The sequence below is a fragment of the Mycoplana dimorpha genome (assembly GCF_003046475.1).
Taxonomy (GTDB): domain Bacteria; phylum Pseudomonadota; class Alphaproteobacteria; order Rhizobiales; family Rhizobiaceae; genus Mycoplana; species Mycoplana dimorpha.
Window position 1 is genome coordinate 646,350 of record NZ_PZZZ01000001.1, and the last position, 23,304, is coordinate 669,653.

Consider the following 23,304-nt stretch of genomic DNA (forward strand, 5'->3'; position numbering starts at 1 on the left):
ATCCTGCTGCGGAAGGGATTCTCGTATCCGAAGGGCGGCAGGCCGATTGCCTCAGCCGCGAGAGGGGAGGAAAAAAGCGATTGCGCAAGGGACTGCTCGAGACCGCCATTAGCGGGGCAGCAACACGCACCAGCCATGCGCAGGTGGTCAACGAGCTCGGCCGCGCCATCGTCGCCGGTGAGTTTCCGGTTGGATCGATCCTGCCCGGCGACGCGGAGCTCGCCGCCCGCTTCAAGGTCTCCCGGACGGTGCTGCGCGAGGCGATGAAGACCTTGTCGGCCAAGGGATTGGTGGTGCCGCGCGCCCGCATCGGCACTCGGGTGACGCCGCGGACGCAGTGGAACCTCTTCGACAGCGATATCCTCACCTGGCAGCTCGCCGTCGGCGTCGACGAGGCATTCCTGATCGATCTTAGCGAGGTGCGCCTGGCATTCGAGCCCCACGCTGCCGCGCTCGCCGCCCGGTACGCCACCGATGCGGACATCAGCCACATGATGCGCCTCGCCATGGCGATGGGCGATCCCGAGCACACCGCCGAGAGCTTGGCGATGGCCGATCTGAAATTTCACCTCAGTGTCCTCGAGGCATCGCGCAACCCGTTCTTCCGCACCATCGGATCGCTGATCGAAGCGGCGCTGGTCGGCGTGTTCCGACTCAGTTCGCCGGCGCAGGATCGAGGCAAGATCGACGACGTCGCCGCATCGCATATCCGCATCGTCGAGGACATCCGGCGCCGGGACGAAGAAGCAGCGCGCCGCGCCATGGAAAACGTCATCCGGGTCGGACGCGATCGGGTGGTCGATGCGCTGGACGATCGCAGCCGCCGCACAAGGCCCTGAGTGCGGGCGCCTCTTAATGGCGGATCTGCAATGACCGGCTTCGAATGGCGGCGGGATTGCGCGTGTCCGCCGCAGCAAAATAAAGACCAAGTGGCGCCTTGAGGCGCAGCGGTGGGGGCTCAGTCGTCGTTGCTTGCGTTCAGGTCCTCGGGGCGCAGGCCATCGTCGCCGTGCGGCTCGATCTGTGCCGACCCCATCGACTGGTAGAGGTTGAACAGCGCCTCGCTGGCGTGGGAAGCATAGCGGAACCACTCTGGGTTTCCGGCAATGGCCGGATGATGCAGGAGGTGCTGGTCCAGCAGGTCGAGCACGATCGACGCCGTGTGGGTCGCCTCGTGGCAGCCGATGGTTCCGGGTGCGTTGCGGGCGAGAAGCGTGGCCGCGGTGGTCTGCTTCACCCGTGCAAGTTCCGCCACCAGCTTCAGCCGCTCGTCCTCGAGTTCCTGGTCGCTGCTATCGATCATGGGCGCAGTCTTGCACAGAGGCACCGGCAAGTCGAGCGCTGCCGGTCGGCGCGGCAGGTCAGGGCAGCAACCGGGCGAGATCGATGCCGATCGACAGGATCACGCCGGCCGACGTCAGCAGCAGGCCGATCGCGAACGTTCGGGTCGCCGACATGAAGATGCTCTGCCGCAGCGAATCCGGATGGAGCAGTCGCCAGAGCGCCCATCCCTGAAAGACTATTCCGGCCGCAATCAGCATCAGCGTCGGCAGGTCCTTAAGGCTCCACTCGTTCGGATTGCTTGACCAGGTATTGAGGAAGCCGAGCGAAAAGGAGAGCACGATGCCGAAGACGGTGATGTTGCCGTTCCGGAACAGGACGCCGATCTCCGGTTCGCCGTCGGGCTTGTGGTCGGGGTCCATTGCGCCGCTCAAGGCTTTTCGGGCACGGCCAACGTCGCCGGGCCAGCGCCGATCGGGCGCTGTTCGACAGGTCGGCGGTTCGGGTCAAGGCACCTGCCGGAGGTCATCGCAGCGGCTCCGCCTAGAAATGGGGGGAAGCCTCGTCGTGGTGGTGCGGGCGTTGCGCCTGACGTTGCCGCCGCATGCCGAAGGCAAGGCAGACGCCCAGCACGGCGGAGCCGAGAACAATTGCGAACAATGCGAGAAAATTCTGCATGGCATGCTCCTCCCTTTCAAAGGATAGCATGCCCAAGCCTGAACCGGGAAGTCGTGCGGCAACTGCGGTGTAACAGCGCCCGGCAATGCATCGTAGCTGCCGGAAGTGGGGGCATCCCTTGGCGCCGGATCCGTCATTTCGGCGGGCGGTGGACGTCCAGGAAGAGCCTGGACGCCCACGCATGCTTGCTCCGCGGGCAGCGTTATGGACCCTGCAGGAACATCTGCATCTCTTCCAGGGTCACCTTGCCATCCTTGTTGGCATCGATGGCGTCAAAGATGCGCTTGTGCACCGCCATCACCTCGTCGAAGGACAGTGCGCCGTCGCCGTTCGTATCAGCGATGGCGAACATGATCTTCATCATCTGCCCGCGCATCGCCATTCTGCCCATCATGCCATGTTGTCGCCCGCCCATCATTCCCGGCATGTTGTCCTGCATCTGCTGCTGGTCCCCGCCTTGCTCCGCATTCTCATCGGTCTGGGCGAGGGCCAGGTGGGCAGAACCGGCCGAAAGAAGCGTGGCTACCATCGCCACGCCTGCCAATCTTGCAGAAGCCATTTGCGTTCTCCTTCGATTAGGGAAAAGCGCGCGGCGCAAGCGGCGGCAATGCTTCTCCGCATTGCGCCGGCACCTGTAACAATAGCAGCAAAGCGCCCCCACCGCATTGCGCCCGGTCATTTTCTGGAGAGTTGCGGCGGGGCAGATCTGCCTCGGTGCGACGCGCGTCCTGCGATGTGTGCCCCGCGAGGAGACGGCCCGAATCGACTGTGCTGGTCCTGGTCGCCGGTCGAAAAGCGATTGCCCTTCGGAAGCTCCCGGCGCGCGCCGGCGGTGGAGGCCGCGCACCGGTTGGCCCGTTTGCCGCGATCAACGTCGAAAAGAGGAGCTGTCATGTCAGTTCTGCTCGACTTCACGAGGAATCCGGAACCAGGCGACGTAGAGCGCCGGCAGGAAGAGGAGCGTCAGCGCTGTTCCGACGACGATGCCGCCCATCATGGCGTAGGCCATCGGTCCCCAGAAGATCTCGTGCGAGATCGGGATCAGCGCCAGGGTCGCGGCCGCGGCGGTGAGCATGATCGGCCGCATCCGGTGTTCGGTGGCCTCCACCACCGCCTTCCAGGCCGACATTCCCGCGGCGCGCAGCGCCTCGATCTGCACGATCAGGATCACCGAGTTGCGGATGAGGATGCCGACGAGTGCGAGTACCCCGAGGAGGGCGACGAAGCCGAGCGGTGCATTGCTCGCGAGCAGAGCCACGACGACACCGATCAGCGCCAGCGGGGCGACCGAGAACACCAGGAACAGCCGGTGGAAGCTCTGCAGCTGGATCATCAGCAGCGTCGCCATGATGAGGAGCATGGCCGGCGCCACCTTGGCGATGGGACCCTGCGACTTGGCACTTTCCTCGACCGCGCCGGCGACCTGGACGGAATATCCGGCCGGCAGCGCCTTTTTAAACGCGTCGATCTTGCCGGACAGATCCTTCACGACGGTCGCCGGCTGCGTCGCATCGGCGATCCCGGCCTTGACCGTGATCGTCGGCACCCGGTCGCGGCGCCAGATCGTCGGCTGTTCCAGCTCGTAACGGAAGGTCGCGACCGACGACAGCGGAACCGACTGGCCGCTGCTGCTCTGCAGTTGCAGGTCGAGCAGCGTGTCGACCGACTCGCGTTCCTTTTCAGCCGCGCGGCCGACCACATCGACGAGGTATATGTCATCGCGGACCTGGGTGACGGCGTTCCCCTGCACGACGGTATTGAGCGCCATCGCGATGTCCTGGGACGAGACGCCAAGCTGGCGCGCCTTGTCCTGGAGCACGTCGATCTTCACGACGCGGGCCGGCTCGTTCCAGTCGAGGGCGAGGTTCTTCAGCGAGGGATGGGTGCCCACGATCGACGCCAGTTTCTGCGCCAGTTCGCGCACTGTCTGCAGGTCCTCGCCGGACACACGGTACTGGATCGGCTTGCCCACCGGCGGCCCGACCTCCAGGAGCTTCACGTAGCCGTCGGTGCCTGGAAAGGTCTTCTGGAGGTAGGATTCGATATCCTGCTTGAGCTTGTCGCGGACATCCAGCCCCTTTGTGACGATGACGGTCTGGCCGAAGGCAACGTCGGCCGGCTGGACGTCGAAGGAAAGGATGAAGCGCGGCGCGCCCCTGCCGACGTATGTCGACCAGTGGTCGACCGCAGGGTTGCCGGCCAGCATCTCGCGCTCGAACTGAGCCATCTGGCGGCTCGTTTCCGCAATCGAGCTGTTCTGCGGCAGGTTCCAGTCGACGATCAGTTCCGGCCGGTCGGAGCTCGGGAAGAACTGCTGCTGGACCAATGACAGGCCGGCGACCGATGCTGAGAACAGCAGGACCGTTGCCATGATCGTGATCCAGCGCCAGCGTAGGCAGGCTTGCAGAAGTTTCGAGAACGCCTTCGCAAACCAACCCTTGTGTTCGGCATGCTTCTTCATGGTCTTCGGAAGGATCGTCACGCCGATGAGGGGTGTGAACAGAACCGCGACGACCCAGGATACGACGAGCGAAACGGCGATGACGACAAAGAGAGTGAAGGTGAACTCGCCCGCGTTGCTCTTGTTGAACGCCACCGGTATGAAGCCGGCGACGGTCACGAGCGTGCCGGTCAGCATCGGGAACGCAGTCGATGTGTAGACGTAAGTGGCGGCCTTCCTGAGACTGTCACCCAATTCCAGCCGCGCCACCATCATCTCGACCGCGATCATTGCATCGTCGACCAGCAGGCCGAGCGCGATGATCAGCGCTCCGAGCGATATCCGCTGCAGCGAAATTCCTGAATATTGCATCACCAGGAAGGTGATGGCGAGGACCAGCGGGATCGCAAACGACACGACGAGGCCGGCCCGGACACCGAGACTGACGAAACTGATCGCAAGCACGATGGCGACTGCCTCGAACAGGGCCTTCGTGAAACCGCCGACGGCTTCCTCGACCACCTTCGGCTGGTCGGAGACACGTTCCACCGACACACCGACCGGCAGGTCGCTAATGACGCGGCCCATCGTTTTTTCGAGCGCCTCGCCAAAGTGAAGCAGGTTGCCGCCCGTCTTCATGCCGATCGCCAGCCCGATCGCGGGCTTTCCGTTGAAGCGGAACAGCGATGTCGGCGGATCGACATAGCCGCGGGTGATGGTGGCGACGTCGGTCAGCGGAAAGAAGCGATCGTTTACTCTCAGGTTGATGCCGCGCAGGGTCTCCTCGGAGATGAAGCGCCCGCCGACGCGCAGGGCGATGCGTTCCGGCCCCGTCTGGACGAAGCCCGATTGGGTGACGGCGTTCTGCGCCTGCAGCGTGGCGATGATGTCGGCGCGACTGATGCCGAGGGCGGCGATCTTGCGCGTGGAGAATTCGAGATGGATGACCTCGTCCTGGGCACCGACGATGTCGACCTTGCCCACGTCCGGAATCTTGAGGATCTGCGTCCGCGCCTTTTCCGCGAAATCGCGCAGTTCCCTGAAGCTCAACCCGTCGCCGGTAAAGGCGAAGATATTGCCGTAGACGTCGCCGAGCTGGTCGTCGTAGAACGGGCCGACCACGCCCTGCGGGAATTCGTGCTTGATATCGTCGATCAGGTTGCGCACCCGTGCCCAGGTGGGCTTCACATCCCGCGCGTTGGTATCCGGCAGCAGATCGACAAAGACGGTCGTCTGGCCGGCCGTGGTGATGCTGCGGGTGTGTTCGAGGTTGTCGAGCTCCTGCAGTTTCTTCTCGATGCGGTCTGCAACCTGCTCGGTCACTTCCTGGGCGGAAGCGCCGGGCCACTGGGCCTGGATGACCATGGTCTTGATCGTGAAGGAGGGATCTTCCTCGCGCCCGAGCCCGAGATAGGCGAAGGCGCCGGCGGCTGCGAAGATGATCATGAAATACCAGACGAGGGAGCGATGCTCGAGCGCCCAGTCGGAGAGATTGAACCTGTTCACGAGCGCGGCTCCTGATCTCGTTTGACCCTCTGTCCCTCGGCAAGTTCGTTCACGCCGGCGACGACGACTTCGTCTCCTTCCCCAAGTCCGGAGAGAACCCGGACGAAGGGGGCCCCCGCAGCGCGCCTCCCGAGCTTGACCGGCGTGAGTTTCACCGTGCCCGTCGACCGATCCACCACCCAGACGCGGTCGGCGCCGTCCTTGTTGCAGATTGCGGCGATCGGCAGGCGGATCGATCCCTTCGCTGGCTTGGCCATGGTGACCGTGACGACAGCGCCGAGACGGAAAACCTCGGGCGCCTCGTCGATTGCGAGCTTGATCCTGTAGGTGCGGGTGCTGGGTTCAGCCTGTGGCGCGATCTCGCGCACCTTGCCCAGTGTCTTTTGGCGGGAGTCCAGTTGGAGCGCGACGTTGAAGTTGTCGCCCACCCGGGCGGATGACAAAAGCGCCTCCGGTATGTCGACGACCACGTCACGCAGTTCGGGACGCGCGAGCCTCAGAACTGTTTGACCAGCTGCGACCGTCTGACCCGTTTCCGCGGACGTGGCCGTGACGACACCATCGAACTCGGCTCGCAGTTCCGAGTAGCCAAGCTGCTCACGCGCCTTGGCAAGGCTTGCGGTGGTCCTCGTAACGTTTGCCTCGGCCGACTTGAGCTGCTGCTGTGCAAGCTCGTAGTCGGCAACGCTGACGGCATTGCTGTTCGTAAGCACTCGCTTGCGTCTTTCAGTGACGGCAGCATTGTCCAATTGCGCCTGCGCGTCGCGCAGATCGGCTTCCGCGCTCCTCACCGCGAGCTGAAGGCTGAGCGGATCGATCTCGGCGACGACCTCGCCTTTGGAAACAAGGTCTCCGACCTCGACCCTGCGCGATACGATTCGTCCGAGTGTCCGAAAGGCCATGTCAGTCTCGACGCGGGCTTGCACGACGCCGGGCAGGCTTTCGATGTTCTCCGGTTCCGCGGTGGCCGTCACGCTCTTGACGGGCCGAGGGGGCGCCTGCTCACCGGCGACCGAGCTTTCATCGCAGCCGGCGAGGAGTGAGATCGACAGCAGAAGCGGAAGAGTTGCATACAAGCGTTTGACGGTCATCTCACATACCTTCCCAGCCAACGGCCTGGCCTTCCCTCAGAAATTTCCCCCCCTCCGTGACGATGAGGTCGTTCGGCGCGATGCCGCCAGCCACGACGAAGTCGCTCTTGCGGTAGCGATCGACAGAGATCCTGCGGAGGGTGACGGTGTGTTTTTCGGTGCCGACCAGCCAGACGGCGGGATCACCGTGGTCGGAGGCCATCGCGTTATAAGGCAGGACGATCCCCGAGCGAGGCGATGACTTGATCCTGCCTACGACTGCGGTGCCGAGGGGCCATCCGGCATCGTCCGGCAGAGCTGCCTTGATGCGGATCGTACCGGCTTTGGTGTCTATGACCGGGGACACCTCTCGGACATTGGCGTGCAGTTCGTGCACTCGGTCCACGAGCGGCGCGACCTCGATGTCCGCCGAGGGCCGCCCGTCGAGGAAGAAGGCCTCGAAGACGTCGAAGACGGCGTCCCTTTGACCATCGTGAGCGAGGGTGAACACGGATTGCGCCGGGGACACCACTTGTCCAACCTCGATGCCACGCGCGGTGATGATCCCGTCGGCGTCGGCTCTCACCTCGGTGTAGGACAGCGCGTCCTGGGCGGTTGCAAGCGCGGCCTCGGCTGACGCGAGCGCCGCCCGGGCGCTCAGCAACTCCTGCTGCGCCGCGTCGAAGACCTGTTTGGCTACTGCCTGCGACTGCACGAGGTGCTTGGCCCGCTCTAAGGCCAGGGCTTTCTGCTGGGCGACGGCCTTTGCCGACTCCAAAGCCGCTCGGGCGACACTTACGTCTGCCTGCTGCTCGGTATCGTTCAGCCGAGCAAGGATTTCTCCCGCGCGTACGTGCGATCCGATGTCGACCCGCCGCTCGATCACGCGGCCGCTGACGCGAAAGGAAAGCTCGGTCTGAATCCGAGCTTTCACCTCGCCTGTGATTTCTGCACTGGGCTGATACTGCGCACTGGCGGCGGCAACGACGCGGACCTGCTGCGGCTGCGGCGTTTGCACCGCCTTGTCTTCGCAGGCCGCCAGAAAAGCGCAGGCGAGACCAATTCCTAGCAATCGAAAGGACTGCATGATTGCTCCGGTTCGGTTTGTGGCCAAGGGGGCAGAGCCGCGTCGTCGCGGCCTTGCTCTGATGCAAAGGAGGGCATCGCTCAATGTTGACAGTGGCCACTTTAGTTGAAGGAGTGGACAGTGTCAACATGGTTAATGTCGGATCGAGAGAACAGCTGGATCGTGGTCGTCGCTTTTGAAGGATGCCGTGCAAATGCTCTGGCCAGGGCCGGATGCGGCGAGGTGATCCGGTTTGGCCATGCGGCAGCCTTCGGCGCGGAAGGATTCGCAGGGCAGGGGCGCGGTAGCAGTCCACAATCTGATCACTGACCGGGCGCTGCCTGCTGAAGCGAACAACGCCACAATCTCAACGCCGAAAAGTTGACAATAGCAACATTGAGCTCTAATGGATCGATTATGACCAACGAGAATTCAAATCCCGATCAGCGCCCCTACCACCACGGCGACCTGCAGCGCGCCATCGTCGATGCCGCGCTTGAGGTCCTCAGCGAATCCCAGAGCACCGAGTTCTCGCTTCGGGAACTCGCTCGGCGGGCGGGCGTCAGTCACAACGCGCCCTACAAACACTTCGCCGACAAGCGCGAGCTGTTGGCGGCCGTTTCGGCGGTGGGGTTTGAAGCCCTTGCAAGGCAGATGAGCGATGCAACAAGGGGACTGGCCAGTCCACGCGAGCGGCTCGCAGCCATGGCACGCGCTTACATTTGCGGTGGCGTCAACAATCCCGCGCTCTACAGATTGATGTTCGGAGGCTACCTCACCGATCAGCAAAGTGACCGTCCGGCTATAGAACGAACCGCCGCTTACAGGATGAAAGCGCTTGTGGTGGGCGCGATCAGTGACGGCGCCCTAGGGCGACTTATTCCGCACACCGCTGCCAACGAGCGGATGATCGATGGCGCCATTCTGATCTTCTGGTCGCAGATGCACGGTCTCACCTTGCTGCTGGTGGACCGCCTTGTCGGCCCCGGCGAAGCGATGCGCGAACTGAGCGACATCGTTCTGCAAGGCATCCTCGATGGGCTGGCCAACAGCATCCCCGTGTTACCGGAAGGGGCATGGGTGGGGCCCCCGCTTGCCGGCAAATGACTTGCGTGGCTCGTGTTCGGCAACGCCGACCTGCGTTGTCCCTATCGAAGCGGGCCGCCACGGAACTGGTTCGACCGCGCGAATACCAGACGATGCTGGTTCCAAGTCTGCACTGCGGCCGACGGCGCGAATCAGACAGTTGTTCACGATCTGAATAGTCGTTCTTGTAACTGAGCAGGTAACTGCAGCTTGCAGGGCAGGGCCCTTTGTTCTCAGATCGTCAATCTTGCAGGACTGCTTGTCGCCGTCACCCTTCGGCAGTTCCCAGCAGTTCTCGACGGGCGGGCAAGGACATTGCAGCATCGGCTGTTGTTGTTCCGGCCCTCCCGTTCAACGGCCGCAGCATGCACCACGATGCGCCCCATCTCCGTGCTGGAGCCGGCGTGACGCGACCTGCCCGGATTGCCAGTTCGCGCCAAACCTAGCCGAGAGGCCAGTTGGCCGGCGTGATGAAACAGTCCAGATTCCTCAAACGGATTGAGGAGAAAGACCATGCCGAAAGCCAGCCTTACAAACCTCTCTCGCGAGATCGCCGGCCTTGTCGCCGCCACCGCGCCGGCGATCGTCGCCGTCCAGGCCAGCCGCCATAATCCGTCGAGCGCCGTCCATTGGCGTGAAGGCCTGTTCGTTGCCGCGAGCGAGGCGATCGAGACCGAGGAAGGCATCACCTTGACTTTGCCGAACGGCAACGCCGCGGTGGCTGAATTCGTCGGGCGCGACCCGACGACGGGGCTCGCGGTGTTGAAATCGGAGGTTCCTGATGGCGCGCCGACCCTGAAACCTGCCGGGCAGGCGGAGGCAGGGAACCTTGTCGTCGCTGTCGGCCGGGACGAAGCTTTCACGCTGGCCGGCTTCGGGATTGTCAGCGAGGTCGGACCCGCTTGGCGCAGCATGCGTGGCGGCCTGATCGACCGGCGCATCCGCCTTTCCGCCAATATCGACCCGTGCGCCGAAGGCGGGGCGGCGATCGATGCCGAGGGGGGCTTCATCGGGGTCGTCCTGTTCGGCCCCCGCCGGCGGGCTCTCGTCATTCCGGCCGAAACGGTCGACCGGGTTGCGGCAACGCTTGCCGAAAAGGGACATGTGCCACGCGGATATCTCGGCGCAGGGTTGCACCCGGTGCGCCAGGAGAAGACGCGGGGCGCCATGGTAATGAGCCTCGAGGCGGGCGGTCCGGCGGAGAGGGCCGGGCTGGTGCTCGGCGACATCATAACATCCTGCAAGGGGGAGACGGTGGAGGGCGTGCGGGACCTGATCCGTCAGCTCGGTCCCGATAGTGTCGGCAAAACGGTGGCACTCGGAATATTGCGCGGTTGTGAGGCGCGAAGCCTCGACGTCCTCGTCGGCGCACGACCGCACTCTTGAGCGACAGGGAGGATGGATGGCTGAGCGTCCACTGACCGTGATGATAGCCCTGTCCGATCCGGAGCATGCGGTGGAACTGGAACATGCTCTGGAAGAGCGCGGTCATGTGGCCGTGACGTCGTTCCATCTCGAGCAGCCGGAGGATTTCGATGTGGTCGTGTCCGATGGCGAACTTCTCGACGCCATGACGCCGCATATCGTGCTTGGTGCAGCCTCGGGTAGCAACATCCATGCTGTGCTGCCGCTTTCCGCGGATGTTGCGCTCATTGCCGCGGCCACGACGGTCGTTGCGGCAGGATATCGCCTGTCAGCCGTCGATGCTGGAGATGCAAACGAGGCCGCTCATACGGACGAGACAGGGCTGCCGAGAGACGGGCCTCACCATCTGTCACTGAGCCCCCGCGAATTGGAAACGCTTGCATTGCTTGCTGACGGGGCCTCGAACAAGGTGATCGCCCGCCAGCTCAAAATCTCGGTGCATACCGCGAAATTCCACGTCTCTGCAGTGTTTGCCAAGCTTCAGGCGCAAAACCGCGCCGACGCTGTGGCCATAGCGCTAAGGCAAGGCCTGCTTTACGTATGAGCCAGCACGTATAACGCTCGGCCAATAAGGTGGTGTTGTTTGCAGGTTGGCGCGTTGCGGATGACGTGCGACGTCTGCAAGCTGCTCATTTCGGACATGGTAGGCCCCAATTCCCTGGGCTTTGCGCTTCGGTTCGGTCGTTGATAAGTCCGCAGCAAGATACCGAAGGCAGCCGCGTATTTATATTTTCCTTATGCCGCTAATGAACAATCCAAATCGATAACTGACCCCGCGAGGGTGCATCATCCAGGTGTCAGAGAAGCCTGGAGAACGCCCGTGTCCGACATCGTTTTTCTCGCCGCCGGCATCGGAGGCTTTGTCGTGCTTGCGCTCTACGCGCGCGCGCTCAGCCGCCTCTAGGAGGGATCGATGATCGAACCCTTGATCGGCCTGGCCGTCGCCATTGCGCTTGCCGTCTACCTCGTCGTGACCCTCGTCCGGCCGGAACGCTTCTGACCCGTCCTCTGCGGAGACTTTCCCATGATTACCATCGGATGGCTGCAGATATGCCTCCTCTTTCTTGCCGTCCTGATCGTCGTCAAGCCGTTGGGGCTCTACATGGCGCGAGTCTTTTCCGGCGGGCGCACCATGTTTTCACCCGTTCTCGCCCCCGTCGAGCGCGGCCTCTATGCCGCCGCCGGCGTCCATCCGGCGAAAGAACAGGGGTGGCTGGCATACACGCTTTCCATGCTCGCCTTCAGCCTGATCGGCTTCGCCTCGCTTTACACGATCCTGAGATGCCAGGCATGGCTGCCGCTGAACCCGCAGGGCTTCGGCAACGTCCCGCCGGACCTCGCCTTCAACACGGCTGTCAGCTTCGTCACCAACACCAACTGGCAGAACTATGCCGGTGAAACGACGATGAGCCATTTCAGCCAGATGGCAGGGCTGACGGTGCACAACTTCGTTTCGGCCGCGACCGGCATCGCGATGGCGCTCGCCGTGACGCGGGCCTTTGCGCGCTCGGCCGCCGCGACGGTCGGCAATTTCTGGGTCGATCTCGTCCGCGCGACCCTCTATGTCCTCCTGCCGATTGCCGTCGTCATTGCGCTCGCCTTCGTGGCGATGGGCCTGCCGCAGACGCTCGATGCGTCGGCGGTTGCGACCACGCTCGAGGGCGCAAGGCAGACGATCGCGCTCGGGCCGATCGCCAGCCAGGAGGCGATCAAGCAGCTCGGCACCAACGGCGGCGGCTTCCTGAACGTCAACGCCGCGCACCCGTTCGAAAACCCGACGGCGCTTTCCAATTATCTCAACATCTTCGCGATGCTGTCGCTCTCGGCGGCGCTGCTCTACACCTTCGGCCAGCTCGTCGGCAATCGCCGCCAGGGCTGGGCCTTCGTCGCCGTCACCTTCACCTTCCTGGTCGTCGGCGCCGGCGTCGTCTATTGGGCGGAGGCGGCGGGCAACCCCATCCTGACGGCCCTTGGCCTCGATCCGGCGCTTGGCAACATGGAAGGCAAGGAGGTTCGCTTCGGCGAGGCGATGACGGCGCTTTATGCTGCGGTCACGACGGGCCTTTCCGATGGCGGCGTCAATGGCATGCACGGGTCGTTCACCGGCCTTGGCGGCCTTGTCCCGATGTTCCTCATCCAGCTTGGCGAAGTCCTGCCCGGCGGCGTCGGTTCAGGCCTCTACGGCCTGGTCGTCTTTGCGATCCTCGCCGTGTTCGTTGCCGGCCTGATGGTCGGCCGCACCCCCGAATTGCTGGGCAAGAAGATCGAGGCGCGCGAGATGAAGTACGCGATGTTCGCCGTGCTGATCCTGCCGGTCGCGATCCTCGGCTTCACGGCCATCTCCGCGATGCTGCCGTCGGCCGTCGCCAGCATCGGCACCGCCGGGCCCCACGGGCTCTCGGAAATCCTCTATGCCTTCACATCCGCCACCGGCAACAACGGTTCGGCGTTCGGCGGGCTCAACGGCAATACGCCGTGGTACAACACCACACTCGGCATTGCGATGCTGCTCGGCCGCTTCGCCTACGCCGTCCCCGTGCTCGCGATCGCCGGCTCGGTCGCCGCCAAGACGCGCGTGCCGGCGTCGAAGGGCACGTTTCCGACCGACACGCCGCTCTTCGTCGGCCTGATGATCGGCATCATCCTCATCCTCGGCGGGCTGGTGTACTTCCCGGCGCTCGCCCTCGGCCCGATCATCGAGCATTTCGCCATGCTTTCGGGCCAGACCTTCTGAAGGAAACCAGGCAGATGTCCAGGAAACCCCTCGCGCCCAGCCTCTTCGATCCCGCGATTCTGCTGCCGGCAGCCAGGGCCGCCGTCGCCAAGCTCGACCCGCGCCAGCTCGTCCGCAATCCGGTGATCTTCGTGACCGAGGTCGTGGCGGCGGTGGTCACCCTATTCTTCGTCCGCGACCTCGTCGCACACGGCGGCAACCCATCCTTCTCGGGCCAGATCGCCGCGTGGCTGTGGTTCACCGTGCTCTTCGCGACCTTCGCCGAAGCCGTTGCCGAAGGGCGCGGCAAGGCGCAGGCCGATTTTTTGCGCCGCTCCAAGTCGGAACTGACGGCCCGCAAGCTCCTGTCGTCGGAGCGGCGCGAGACGCAGGACGTCCCGGCCACCATGCTGAAGGTCGGCGATCTCGTTCTCGTCGAAGCCGGCGAACTGATCCCCGGCGACGGCGAGGTCGTCGAAGGTATCGCCTCGGTCAACGAGAGCGCGATCACCGGCGAATCGGCGCCGGTGATCCGCGAAGCCGGCGGTGACCGGTCCGCCGTCACCGGCGGCACCCAGGTCCTTTCCGACTGGATCAAGGTTCGCATCACCACCGCTCCCGGGTCGACCTTCGTCGATCGCATGATCGCCCTGATCGAGGGAGCACAGCGCCAGAAGACGCCGAACGAGATCGCGCTCTCGATCCTGCTTTCCGGCCTGACGCTGATCTTCCTGATCGCCGTCGTCACCCTCTGGGGCCTCGCCGGCTACTCGGCGACCGTTCTGTCGGTGACGGTGCTCTCCGCCTTGCTCGTCACGCTGATCCCGACCACGATCGGCGGGCTGCTCTCGGCGATCGGCATCGCGGGCATGGACCGGCTTGTGCGCTTCAATGTGATCGCCACGTCCGGGCGCGCCGTCGAGGCGGCGGGCGATGTCGATACGCTGCTGCTCGACAAGACGGGAACAATCACGTTCGGCAACCGGATGGCAAGCGATTTCCTGCCCGTTCCGGGTGTCACGGACCACGAACTCGCCGATGCGGCGCTGCTGGCGAGCCTGGCCGACGAAACGCCGGAGGGCCGCTCGATCGTGGCGCTTGCCACCGGCGAATTCGGCCGGCACCCGCCTTCGGGCAAGATGGACGCGATCATTCCGTTTGCTGCCGAAACCCGGCTCTCCGGTGTCGACCATGCCGACCGCCGGCTGCGCAAGGGCGCGGTCGACTCGGTCCTGAGGTTTGCCGGCCTTTCCGAGGCCGATGTCCCTGCCACGTTCCGACAGGCGGTCGACAAGATCGCCCGCACCGGCGGCACGCCGCTGGCGGTGGCGGACGGCAACCGGCTGCTCGGCGTCATCCACCTGAAGGACATCGTCAAGCCCGGCATCAAGGAGCGCTTCGCCGCGCTGCGGGCGATGGGCATCCGCACCGTGATGGTCACGGGCGACAATCCGATCACCGCCGCCGCAATCGCCTCCGAGGCGGGCGTCGACGATTTCCTCGCCGAGGCGACGCCCGAGGACAAACTCGCCTTCATCCGCAAGGAGCAGAAGGGCGGCCGGCTCATCGCCATGTGCGGCGACGGCACCAACGACGCGCCGGCGCTCGCCCAGGCCGACGTGGGCGTCTGCATGCAGACGGGAACGCAAGCCGCCCGCGAGGCGGCCAACATGGTCGATCTCGATTCGAGCCCGACCAAGCTCATCGAGATCGTCGAGATCGGCAAGCAGCTGCTGATGACGCGCGGCTCGCTCACCACCTTCTCGATCGCCAATGACGTGGCGAAATATTTCGCCATCATCCCCGCGCTGTTCGTCACCACCTACCCGGCGCTTGCGACGCTCAACGTCATGGGGCTGGGGTCGCCGCAGTCCGCCATCCTTTCGGCCGTCATCTTCAACGCGCTGATCATCGTCGCGCTCATTCCGCTCGCGCTGAAAGGCGTCAAATATCGCCCCGTCGGCGCGGCCGCCCTGTTGCGCCGCAACCTGCTGGTCTACGGCCTCGGCGGCATCCTGCTGCCCTTCGTCGGGATCAAGGCCATCGACGTCGTCGTCTCCACCCTGAATCTGGTGTGACCATGCTCAGTCAACTCCGCCCCGCCCTTGTCCTCACCCTGGCCCTGACCGCGATCACGGGGCTTTCCTATCCGCTGGCGATCACCGGCATCGCGCAGGCACTGATGCCACGGCAAGCGAATGGCAGCCTGATCCTCAAGGACGGAGCCGTCATCGGCTCCGAGTTGATCGGCCAGAATTTTGCGTCGGAACAATTCTTCTGGCCGCGTCCATCGGCGACCGGCCCGGAACCGTACAATGCCAGCGCCTCCACCGGCTCCAATCTCGGCACCACCTCCGTCAAGCTCAAGGAGCGCGTGGCAGCCGATATCGCCCGGCTGCGCGCCGCAGGTATCGCCGGCGCCGTTCCGGCCGATGCCGGCACGGCGTCGGGATCGGGCCTCGACCCGCATATCTCGCCTGAATTCGCGAGGGCCCAGGTCGCGCGCGTCGCCAAGGCGCGCGGCCTGCCGGAAGCGGATGTTGCCGCTCGCGTCGAGCAGGCGACCGAAAGTCGCCTGTTCGGGATTATAGGCGAGCCGCGCGTCAATGTGCTAAAACTGAACCTCGCCTTGGATGCGCCAGGGAACCGATAAAGCTCGAGACATCGCATGCCCGAAAACGACCGCGAGCGAACGAGCCGCCCCGATCCCGATGTCCTGCTGGCGCTGGTTGACCGCGACAAGAGGGGGAAACTTACGGTCTTCCTCGGCGCAGCACCCGGCGTCGGAAAAACCTATTCCATGTTGATGCGGGCGCAGCGGCTTAAGAAAGCGGGCGTGGACATCGTCATCGGACTTGTTGAGACGCACGGCCGCAGCGAGACGATGGCGCTTCTCGAAGGGCTGGAGGTGCTGCCGCGTCGCGAGGTGGTCCATAGCGGCCGGACGTTTTCGGAATTCGACCTCGACGCCGCGCTGGCCCGACATCCGCGGATCATCGTTGTCGATGAACTCGCCCACACCAATCTCGGCGACAGCCGCCATCCGAAGCGCTACCAGGACATCGAGGAACTGATCGCCGCCGGCATCGACGTCTGGACCGCTGTCAACATCCAGCATCTCGAGAGCCTGGCGGATGTCGTCGCCCAGATTGCCGGCGTGCAGGTACGCGAGCGCATTCCCGACACGGTGCTGAACCGTGCCGACGACGTGCTGCTGGTCGACCTGCCGCCGACCGAGCTCATCGAGCGGCTGAAGGAGGGCAAGGTCTATCTGCCCGACAGCGCCAGCCGCGCCGTCGACCGCTTCTTCCGGCTGGGCAACCTGACGGCCTTGCGGGAACTGGCGCTCAGGCGCACGGCTGACCGCGTCGACGATCAGATGGTCGATTACCTCAGGCAGCATGCCATCGAGGGGCCCTGGGCGGCCGGCGAAAGGCTGCTCGTCTGCATCGGCCCCGATGCCCTGTCGGAAAAGGTGGTCAGGACCGCAAGTCGTCTTGCTTCAGGGCTCAACGCCGAGTGGATCGTCGTCTCCATGGAACGGGCCGACGGCGAGGACGGCGACCGCGAGGAAATGCGGCAGCTCGACGATACATTCCGGCTCGCGGAGCAGATGGGTGCCCAGACGCGCCGCGTCATCGGCAATGACTTCGTCGAGGAGATCCTCAGATTGGCACGGCGCGAGCACGCGACGCAGATCATCATCGGCGCACGACAGGATCGCTCTCCGCTACGCTTCCTTCGCCGCTCGCTGGCCGATGCCCTGGCGGCGCGGGCCTCCGGCATCGGCGTTCACCTGATTGCCGACAGCGACAAACCCTCCGCACGGCCGAAGCGGACGCGCGCCCGCGCATCAGCGAAGGAGATCGCCCGCTGGGTCGCCATCGCCGCCACTGCCGTGGCTTCGGCCACAGCCGCCGGTCTCGTGATCGAACGTTTCGTCATCCTGCAAAACATATCGCTTCTCTACCTGCTCGCGGTTCTGATCTCGGCCAGCTATGCCGGCTACGTCGCCGCAATCGCCGCGGCCCTGTTTTCCGGGCTGGCCTATAACTTCTTCTTCATCGAGCCGGTCGGCACCTTCACCATCGCCGAGCCGCACGAGGTCTTCGCCTTCTTCGTTTTCCTCGTAGTTGCGATCCTTGTCGGCAGCCTGGCCTCCCGCATCCGACAGCAGGCAAAGGCGGCGCGGCGGCGGGCAACGGACATACTGACACTTTACGATTATTCGCGTACGCTCTCCGGCACCGTCGATGTCGAGGACGTGCTCTGGGCTGCCGTCACCCAGACGCAGAAGATGCTGAGGCGCGGCGCGGTGCTGCTGTTGCCGGAGGACGGCGACATCGCCTTGAGCGTCGCCTGGCCGCCGGATATGGAACTCAGCGTGACCGACATGATGGCGGCCCGCTGGGCCTTCGAAAAGAAGGAGACGGCTGGCAACGGTACCGGCACGCTGCCGAACAGTCCGTTCCAGTTCAGGCCGCTGATGACCCCGCACGGTGTCGTCGGCGTCTGCGGCTACGTGCAACGGGACAAGCCGCTGGAGATCAACGAGGAACGGGCGCTCGCAGCAATCCTCGACCAGACGGCGATCGCCGTGGACCGGGCCCGGCTGTCGCGCGAAACCCTCGATCAGGCGGCCCGCCTCGAAGGCGAGAAGTTCCGCGCCGCACTGCTCTCGTCCATCTCGCATGACCTGAGGACGCCGCTGGCGACGATCACCGGGGCGGTGACGAGCCTTCGCCAGCTTGGTGACCGGATGCCGGAGGAGAGCCGCAACGACCTCCTGCAATCGATCGAGGAGGAAAGCGGAAGGCTCACCCGCTTCGTCGCCAACCTGCTCGACATGACCCGCATCGAGGCGGGAACCTTGAACGCCAGGCGCGACTGGGTCGACGTGGCCGACGTCGTTCGCACAGCGGTGGAGCGGGCAACGAAATACTTCCCCGAGCGCGCCTTCGAGACGAGCATCGCACCAGACCTGCCGTTGATGCGCGGCGACAGCGTGCTGCTCGGCCAGGTGCTGTTCAACCTTCTCGACAATGCCGACAGGTTCGGCGGCGACGATCCCGTCAGCATCTATGCCCGTCGCGAGGGAAACGAGATCGTGCTTTCCGTGACGGACCTCGGCAAGGGGATCGCCCCCGCCGATCTCAAGCATGTGTTCGACAAGTTCTTCCGTAAGGGAAGGCCGGATGGACGCGCGCGCGGCACCGGGCTTGGCCTTGCGATCAGCAAGGGGTTTGTCGAGGCAATGGGCGGGCAGATCAAGGCCGAGAGCCCGGCCGTCAAGCGCCGCGGCACGCGCATCTCGATGCGCTTTCCGGTCGCCATCGCCGAACCCTCCAAGAGGGGATGTGCATGACGGCAGAACGTATTCTCGTGGTCGACGACGAGCCGCAAATCCAGCGGTTTCTTCGGCCAGCGCTCGGGGCGGCGGGCTATGAGGTGGTCGAGGCCATGACCGGCGGTGAGGCACTCAAGGCAGCCGCGACGCGCGCGCCGGACGTCATCATCCTCGATCTCGGCCTCCCCGACATGGACGGCAAGGACGTCGTCGCCAACATCCGCGCCTGGTCGCAGTTGCCGATCATCATCCTGTCGGCGCGCGACCGGGAAAGCGAAAAGATCGCCGCCCTCGATCTCGGCGCTGACGATTACATCGAAAAACCGTTCGCCATCGGCGAACTGACCGCGCGCATTCGCGCCGCGCTCCGCCATCGTATCCAGATGCAAGGCGGACAAGCGCAGCTCTCCACCGACGGCCTGTCGATCGACATGGTCAAGCGATCGGTTAGCCGTGATGGGAAGGCACTGCGGCTGACGCCGAAGGAATACGATCTGCTCGTCATGCTCGCGCGGCATGCCGATCGGGTGGTAACCCACAAGACATTGCTGACCGCCGTCTGGGGCGCTGCTCACGGCGAGGACCTGCATTACCTGAGGGTGTTCATCGGCCAGTTGCGAAGCAAGGTCGAGCGCGACCCCGCCGCCCCGACGATCATCCGCACCGAACCGGGCGTCGGATACCGCTTTGTCAGGGATGACAACTGAGACAGGCCAATCCCGCTGCCGTTCGCCACGTCCTGATATTGGACGCGCTCAAACCTGAGATAGGTGCCTCCCATCAGAAAAACGCGATTGCGATCGAGAACCGCCACACACTGCCGGGCACCGATTCCCCGGATGTTGCATTCCATGTCGCATGGATTTGCCGAGTTCTCAGGGAAACAGCTGAAAATTAATGATAGCAGCACGCAACACGATGCGACATGAAATCGCCAAGAACTCTGGGTTTCGGCCGCTATGTTTTCATTTTGCTAAGAAAAGCTTGGTGCCCCCAGCAGGACTCGAACCCGCGACCCCCTGATTACAAATCAGGTGCTCTACCAACTGAGCTATAAGGGCATGCCAAGTGAGTGTGAGTTAGCACATTCCACCCGGCTGTAAAGAGGAAAAGGCCATCAGATCGACCAGTCGGCCGTCGTCGCCGGGCGGGGAATGACTTCGTTGCAGCTTTCCATCGATCTCGGCAGCGTCTCGGCGAGAAAGTCGATCAGCGCCCGGACCGCCGGCAGAATGCCGTGCCTGGACGGAAAGGCGACGTGCACCGACGATTCCGGCGAGCTCCAGCCGGTGAGCACGGGCACCAGCACGCCGCTGCGAACACCGCGCTCCACGATGCTGTCGGGCAGCAGGCCGAGGCCGATTCCCTCGATGACGGCGCGTTCCAGGATGCCGAAGTCGACGCATGACAGCACCGGATTGTGGGCGACGTCCCGGAATTCGCCTTCGCCGTTGACGAGCGTCCAGATGGCCCGGCTCGGCTGCTCCTGCATGGCGATCGTCGGCAACAGCGACAGGTTGTCGAAAGTGATCGGACCGTGCCGGGCGACGAAGGCGGGGCTGGCGGTCAGGTAGTGGCGCGTGTCGCAGAACTTCCGGACGACGATCGACTGCTCGCCCTCATAGCTGGCGCGCACCCTGAGCGCGACGTCGATGCGCTCCTCGATCAGGTCGATCGGTCGGTTCGTCGTCACGATCGCCAGCCGCACCTGCGGATATTGCTTCAGAAACCGCGGCAGTACGTCGGCGAGCATCGGCGCAAAGCCGAGCGGCATGGCGAGCCGCACCGGACCGGCCGCTTCGGCTTTTGCCGCGGCGACCACAGCCTCGGCCTCCTCGACGCCGGAAAGCACGGCCTCGCAGCGCTCGTAGAAGCTCTGGCCGATGTCGGTCACGCGGAGCTTGCGGGTCGAGCGCTCGAGGAGCCGGACGCCCAATTGCTGCTCCAACTGGGCGACGCGTTTGCTGATTTTCGACTTCGGTACGCCCAGCGCATTGGCCGCGGCCGTAAACCCCTTGTGTCTGACGACGGCGGCAAACAGCGCCAGATCGTTAAGGTCCTGCATGACGTGCACTCCTTGCCTGATGCTCGATTCCCAAAGGCCCGTCGAGGTCGCAGCGGCGGCATCTGCCCACAATCAAAGCCGGCAACGGCTTCTGCTGACGCTGTCCTCGTGCGGCCTTGTCCCAGCATAAGGTGAATTATTGTTTCCATCAGGAAACAGTCAATCGAATATCGGCCGTCTAATCGGGAGACTGTTTTCAATACATATAGGTTGCACCCGAACCCAACAGAGGTGCCCCACCATGAACGTTCTCCATATCGACTCCGGGATTCTCGGAGACCATTCCGTATCCCGCCGTCTGACCGCCGCGATCGTCGCGCAGGTCAAGAGAGACCATCCGCAGGCGCAGATTACCTACCGCGACCTCGTCGCCGATGCCCTGCCGCACCTGACCGGCGCCCACCTGATGGCTGCCAATGCGAAGGCAGGGGACATCGACGCCCGCATCGCCGCCGACGTCGTCACCAGTGCCACCGTGCTCGACGAGTTTCTGGCCGCCGACACCGTCGTGCTCGGCGCGCCAATGTACAACTTCTCGCTGCCGAGCCAGTTGAAGGCCTGGATCGACCGGATCGCCGTCGCCGGCAAGACTTTCCGTTACACCGAAACCGGTCCGGAAGGCCTGGCGCGCGGCAAGAAGGTGATCGTCGCCTCCACCCGCGGCGGTCACTACAGCAGCGGCCCGGCAGCGGTAATGGACCATCAGGAAAGCTATCTTCAGGCCGTCTTCGGTTTCCTCGGCATCACGGATATCGAGTTGGTCCGTGCCGAAGGCCTGAACGTCAGCGCCGCTTCGAAGGCGACGGCGATCTCTGAAGCCGAGCGTACCATCTCCGGTCTCGGAGCTCTGAGCCTAGCGAGCTGACTTCGCCGGAAAGAGCCAGGCGGCTCGCGCGGATTGCGGAGGGGCCGCCTTGGCCGGGTAACGGAGGACGGTGCCTGGCGCTCGACAGGTGCAAAAAACGGCCTAGAATTCTCCTGCCGAAAACGGCAACGGAGGCTTCCCATGCGGTCGTTGCTTGGAATTTTCGTCTTGATCCCGGTTCTGCTTTTGCCGGTCGCGTCTGATGCACTCGGCAAGTGCACCTGCCGCAACCGTGACGGCAGCCGCTACGAGCAGGGGGCCGTCGCCTGCCTGAACGTCGACGGACGCACGTATCTTGCCCGCTGCGAGATGGCGCTGAACGTGCCCAACTGGAAGAAGGTGCAGGACGGCTGTCCGGCTGCCGACCGTTCTCGGGTGGAGCGTCTTGCGGCAGCCCTCTGACCGTTACCGCCCCGTGCGGCGGGCGCCGGTGATCCTGCTTTACCGCGCCAGATACTGGCGCGCGGCGTAGAGGGCTATGGCCGCGGCATTCGAGACGTTCAGCGACTTGATGGCGCCAGGCATGTCGAGCCGTGCCAGCGCGCTGCAGGTGGCGCGCGTCTTCTGCCGCAGTCCCTTGCCTTCCGAACCAAGGACGAGAGCGACCTTGTTGCCCGAAAGCGTCGCCTCGAAGGGGGCCGGCCCCTCCGAATCGAGCCCGATCGAGTGAAACCCGAGCCCGTGCAGTTCCTCCAGCGCCTCGGCGAGGTTGGTGACCTGGATGTAGGGGATAAGTTCCAGCGCACCGGAAGCCGACTTGGCGAGCACGCCCGATTCGGTCGGCGAGTGCCGCATCGTGGTGACGACGGCTCCGGCGCCGAAAGCGACGGCGGTGCGCAGGATGGCGCCGACATTGTGCGGGTCGGTCACCTGGTCGAGAACCAGGATCAGCGGGCTTTCCTTCAGCGCGCCGAGCCGGCGCACGGGCAGGGGCCGGGTCTCCAGCATCACGCCCTGGTGGATTGCCTCCGGGCCGAGCAGGCGGTCGATATCGGAGGGCAGCACGGTTTCGACCGGGTAGGGCAGGGTCGCGGAATCGGGCAGGCCGAGGCGTTGGGCGGCGTTCTGCGTCACCGAAAGGTTGATGATGTGGCGCTCGGGGTTGTCGAGGGCGGCGCGCACGGTGTGCAGACCGTAGAGAAAGACCTGGTCGGGCGCCAGCGCCGGCGGCTTCCAGCCCTCGGCCTGCCGGCGGCGGCGATCGTCCTTCGGCGTCGGAATCTCGCCGCGCTCGCGCCGCTGGTCGCGGTGCGCCCGGCGCAGTTTGGCGTAATGGGTGTCCCGGGCGTTCTTGCCGCCTGCGTCGTCCTTGCTCATGCCGCCTTATAGCGTTCGGCACGAAATCCGCAAATCCAATGATTGGCGCTGGGGACTAAAATCCGGTCGCCGGTTTTCCCAACTTTTTCCAAAACTTCGTGTTGACAGGAGGCAAGGGCCCGGTCATATACCCGGCGCAGATCGAAGGGGCGCCTTGCTCCGGCAGGAACCGCGCTTCGCTCTGAAATGCCTGGTCGCTTGATCCCGACAGATAGCTGGAGGGATGCCCGAGTGGTTAAAGGGGACGGACTGTAAATCCGTTGGCTATGCCTACGCTGGTTCAAATCCAGCTCCCTCCACCATTCTGTCGCAACGGATCGAACGCCGCGGGTATAGCTCAATGGTAGAGCAGCAGCCTTCCAAGCTGAATACGCGGGTTCGATTCCCGCTACCCGCTCCAAACAGAGACAAAATTCTGTGGCTTTGGCCCGTCGATGCTCCGGTC

General features: G+C 64.3%; 21 protein-coding genes and 3 tRNA genes. 14 read left to right on the forward strand and 10 right to left on the reverse strand.

Annotated elements, in window-relative coordinates; genetic code table 11:
• Positions 1-80: 80 nt before the first annotated feature.
• Positions 81-839, forward strand: coding sequence for a FadR/GntR family transcriptional regulator (locus tag C7449_RS03035; RefSeq protein WP_108001270.1), 759 nt, complete (start codon positions 81-83; stop codon positions 837-839).
• 119 nt (positions 840-958) lie between these two features.
• Here the strand turns inward: C7449_RS03035 and C7449_RS03040 are convergent, their stop codons facing one another.
• From C7449_RS03040 to C7449_RS03065, 7 genes are all read right to left on the reverse strand, one after another.
• A complete protein-coding gene (locus tag C7449_RS03040; RefSeq protein WP_210204689.1) occupies positions 959-1,303 on the reverse strand; it encodes a hypothetical protein in 345 nt (114 codons plus the stop codon).
• 58 nt (positions 1,304-1,361) lie between these two features.
• Positions 1,362-1,703, reverse strand: coding sequence for a hypothetical protein (locus C7449_RS03045; protein ID WP_108001271.1), 342 nt, complete (start codon positions 1,701-1,703; stop codon positions 1,362-1,364).
• 121 nt (positions 1,704-1,824) lie between these two features.
• The gene (locus C7449_RS22310; RefSeq protein ID WP_280952449.1) at positions 1,825-1,959 is read right to left on the reverse strand and encodes a hypothetical protein; all 135 of its coding nucleotides are present in this window, start codon (positions 1,957-1,959) and stop codon (positions 1,825-1,827) included.
• A 202-nt stretch (positions 1,960-2,161) separates the two neighbouring features.
• Positions 2,162-2,518, reverse strand: a complete 357-nt coding sequence (locus C7449_RS03050; RefSeq protein ID WP_108001272.1) for an EF-hand domain-containing protein — start codon at positions 2,516-2,518, stop codon at positions 2,162-2,164.
• Between the two features lie 336 nt (positions 2,519-2,854).
• On the reverse strand, positions 2,855-5,905 hold the full coding sequence (locus C7449_RS03055; protein ID WP_108001273.1) for an efflux RND transporter permease subunit: 3,051 nt from the start codon (positions 5,903-5,905) through the stop codon (positions 2,855-2,857).
• Entirely contained in the window at positions 5,902-6,996 is a 1,095-nt protein-coding gene (locus C7449_RS03060; RefSeq protein WP_108001274.1) for an efflux RND transporter periplasmic adaptor subunit, read from the reverse strand. Before C7449_RS03060 ends, C7449_RS03055 begins: the two co-directional genes overlap by 4 nt.
• Position 6,997: 1 nt before the next feature.
• On the reverse strand, positions 6,998-8,062 hold the full coding sequence (locus C7449_RS03065; RefSeq protein ID WP_108001275.1) for an efflux RND transporter periplasmic adaptor subunit: 1,065 nt from the start codon (positions 8,060-8,062) through the stop codon (positions 6,998-7,000).
• Between the two features lie 396 nt (positions 8,063-8,458).
• Between C7449_RS03065 and C7449_RS03070 the strand changes: the two genes are divergently transcribed.
• The 9 genes from C7449_RS03070 to C7449_RS03115 all read left to right on the forward strand — a co-directional run bounded on the left by C7449_RS03070 (position 8,459) and on the right by C7449_RS03115 (position 19,319).
• Positions 8,459-9,148, forward strand: a complete 690-nt coding sequence (locus C7449_RS03070; protein ID WP_108001276.1) for a TetR/AcrR family transcriptional regulator — start codon at positions 8,459-8,461, stop codon at positions 9,146-9,148.
• A 492-nt stretch (positions 9,149-9,640) separates the two neighbouring features.
• On the forward strand, positions 9,641-10,513 hold the full coding sequence (locus C7449_RS03075; RefSeq protein ID WP_108001277.1) for a S1C family serine protease: 873 nt from the start codon (positions 9,641-9,643) through the stop codon (positions 10,511-10,513).
• 16 nt (positions 10,514-10,529) lie between these two features.
• Complete coding sequence (locus C7449_RS03080; protein ID WP_108001278.1) at positions 10,530-11,096, forward strand: helix-turn-helix transcriptional regulator; 567 nt, start codon at positions 10,530-10,532, stop codon at positions 11,094-11,096.
• Between the two features lie 369 nt (positions 11,097-11,465).
• A complete protein-coding gene (gene kdpF / locus C7449_RS22435; RefSeq protein WP_108001280.1) occupies positions 11,466-11,552 on the forward strand; it encodes a K(+)-transporting ATPase subunit F in 87 nt (28 codons plus the stop codon).
• A gap of 24 nt (positions 11,553-11,576) precedes the next feature.
• Complete coding sequence (kdpA, locus tag C7449_RS03095) at positions 11,577-13,286, forward strand: potassium-transporting ATPase subunit KdpA (protein WP_108001281.1); 1,710 nt, start codon at positions 11,577-11,579, stop codon at positions 13,284-13,286.
• A 14-nt stretch (positions 13,287-13,300) separates the two neighbouring features.
• On the forward strand, positions 13,301-15,343 hold the full coding sequence (gene kdpB / locus C7449_RS03100; RefSeq protein ID WP_108001282.1) for a potassium-transporting ATPase subunit KdpB: 2,043 nt from the start codon (positions 13,301-13,303) through the stop codon (positions 15,341-15,343).
• Between the two features lie 2 nt (positions 15,344-15,345).
• A complete protein-coding gene (gene kdpC, locus C7449_RS03105; RefSeq protein WP_108001283.1) occupies positions 15,346-15,918 on the forward strand; it encodes a potassium-transporting ATPase subunit KdpC in 573 nt (190 codons plus the stop codon).
• A gap of 15 nt (positions 15,919-15,933) precedes the next feature.
• Positions 15,934-18,630, forward strand: coding sequence for a sensor histidine kinase (locus tag C7449_RS03110; protein ID WP_108001284.1), 2,697 nt, complete (start codon positions 15,934-15,936; stop codon positions 18,628-18,630).
• Complete coding sequence (locus C7449_RS03115; protein WP_108001285.1) at positions 18,627-19,319, forward strand: response regulator; 693 nt, start codon at positions 18,627-18,629, stop codon at positions 19,317-19,319. Before C7449_RS03110 ends, C7449_RS03115 begins: the two co-directional genes overlap by 4 nt.
• A gap of 278 nt (positions 19,320-19,597) precedes the next feature.
• On the opposite strand, the gene C7449_RS03120 is transcribed toward C7449_RS03115, so the two are convergent.
• Positions 19,598-19,673, reverse strand: a tRNA-Thr gene (locus tag C7449_RS03120).
• A gap of 56 nt (positions 19,674-19,729) precedes the next feature.
• On the reverse strand, positions 19,730-20,677 hold the full coding sequence (locus C7449_RS03125) for a LysR family transcriptional regulator (protein ID WP_108001286.1): 948 nt from the start codon (positions 20,675-20,677) through the stop codon (positions 19,730-19,732).
• A 241-nt stretch (positions 20,678-20,918) separates the two neighbouring features.
• Here C7449_RS03125 and C7449_RS03130 point away from each other — a divergent pair, with 241 nt between their 5' ends.
• A complete protein-coding gene (locus C7449_RS03130; protein WP_108001287.1) occupies positions 20,919-21,542 on the forward strand; it encodes an FMN-dependent NADH-azoreductase in 624 nt (207 codons plus the stop codon).
• Between the two features lie 141 nt (positions 21,543-21,683).
• Entirely contained in the window at positions 21,684-21,944 is a 261-nt protein-coding gene (locus C7449_RS03135; RefSeq protein WP_108001288.1) for a hypothetical protein, read from the forward strand.
• 39 nt (positions 21,945-21,983) lie between these two features.
• Here C7449_RS03135 and C7449_RS03140 read toward each other — a convergent pair whose 3' ends face one another.
• Positions 21,984-22,859 carry a TrmH family RNA methyltransferase gene (locus C7449_RS03140; protein ID WP_108001289.1) on the reverse strand — a complete coding sequence of 292 codons (876 nt, stop codon included), beginning with the start codon at positions 22,857-22,859 and terminating at the stop codon, positions 21,984-21,986.
• 217 nt (positions 22,860-23,076) lie between these two features.
• Between C7449_RS03140 and C7449_RS03145 the strand changes: the two genes are divergently transcribed.
• Both C7449_RS03145 and C7449_RS03150 read left to right on the forward strand, forming a co-directional pair.
• Positions 23,077-23,161: transfer RNA gene (locus tag C7449_RS03145), tRNA-Tyr, on the forward strand.
• A gap of 24 nt (positions 23,162-23,185) precedes the next feature.
• Positions 23,186-23,259 (forward strand) — tRNA-Gly (locus tag C7449_RS03150).
• Positions 23,260-23,304 lie beyond the last annotated feature (45 nt).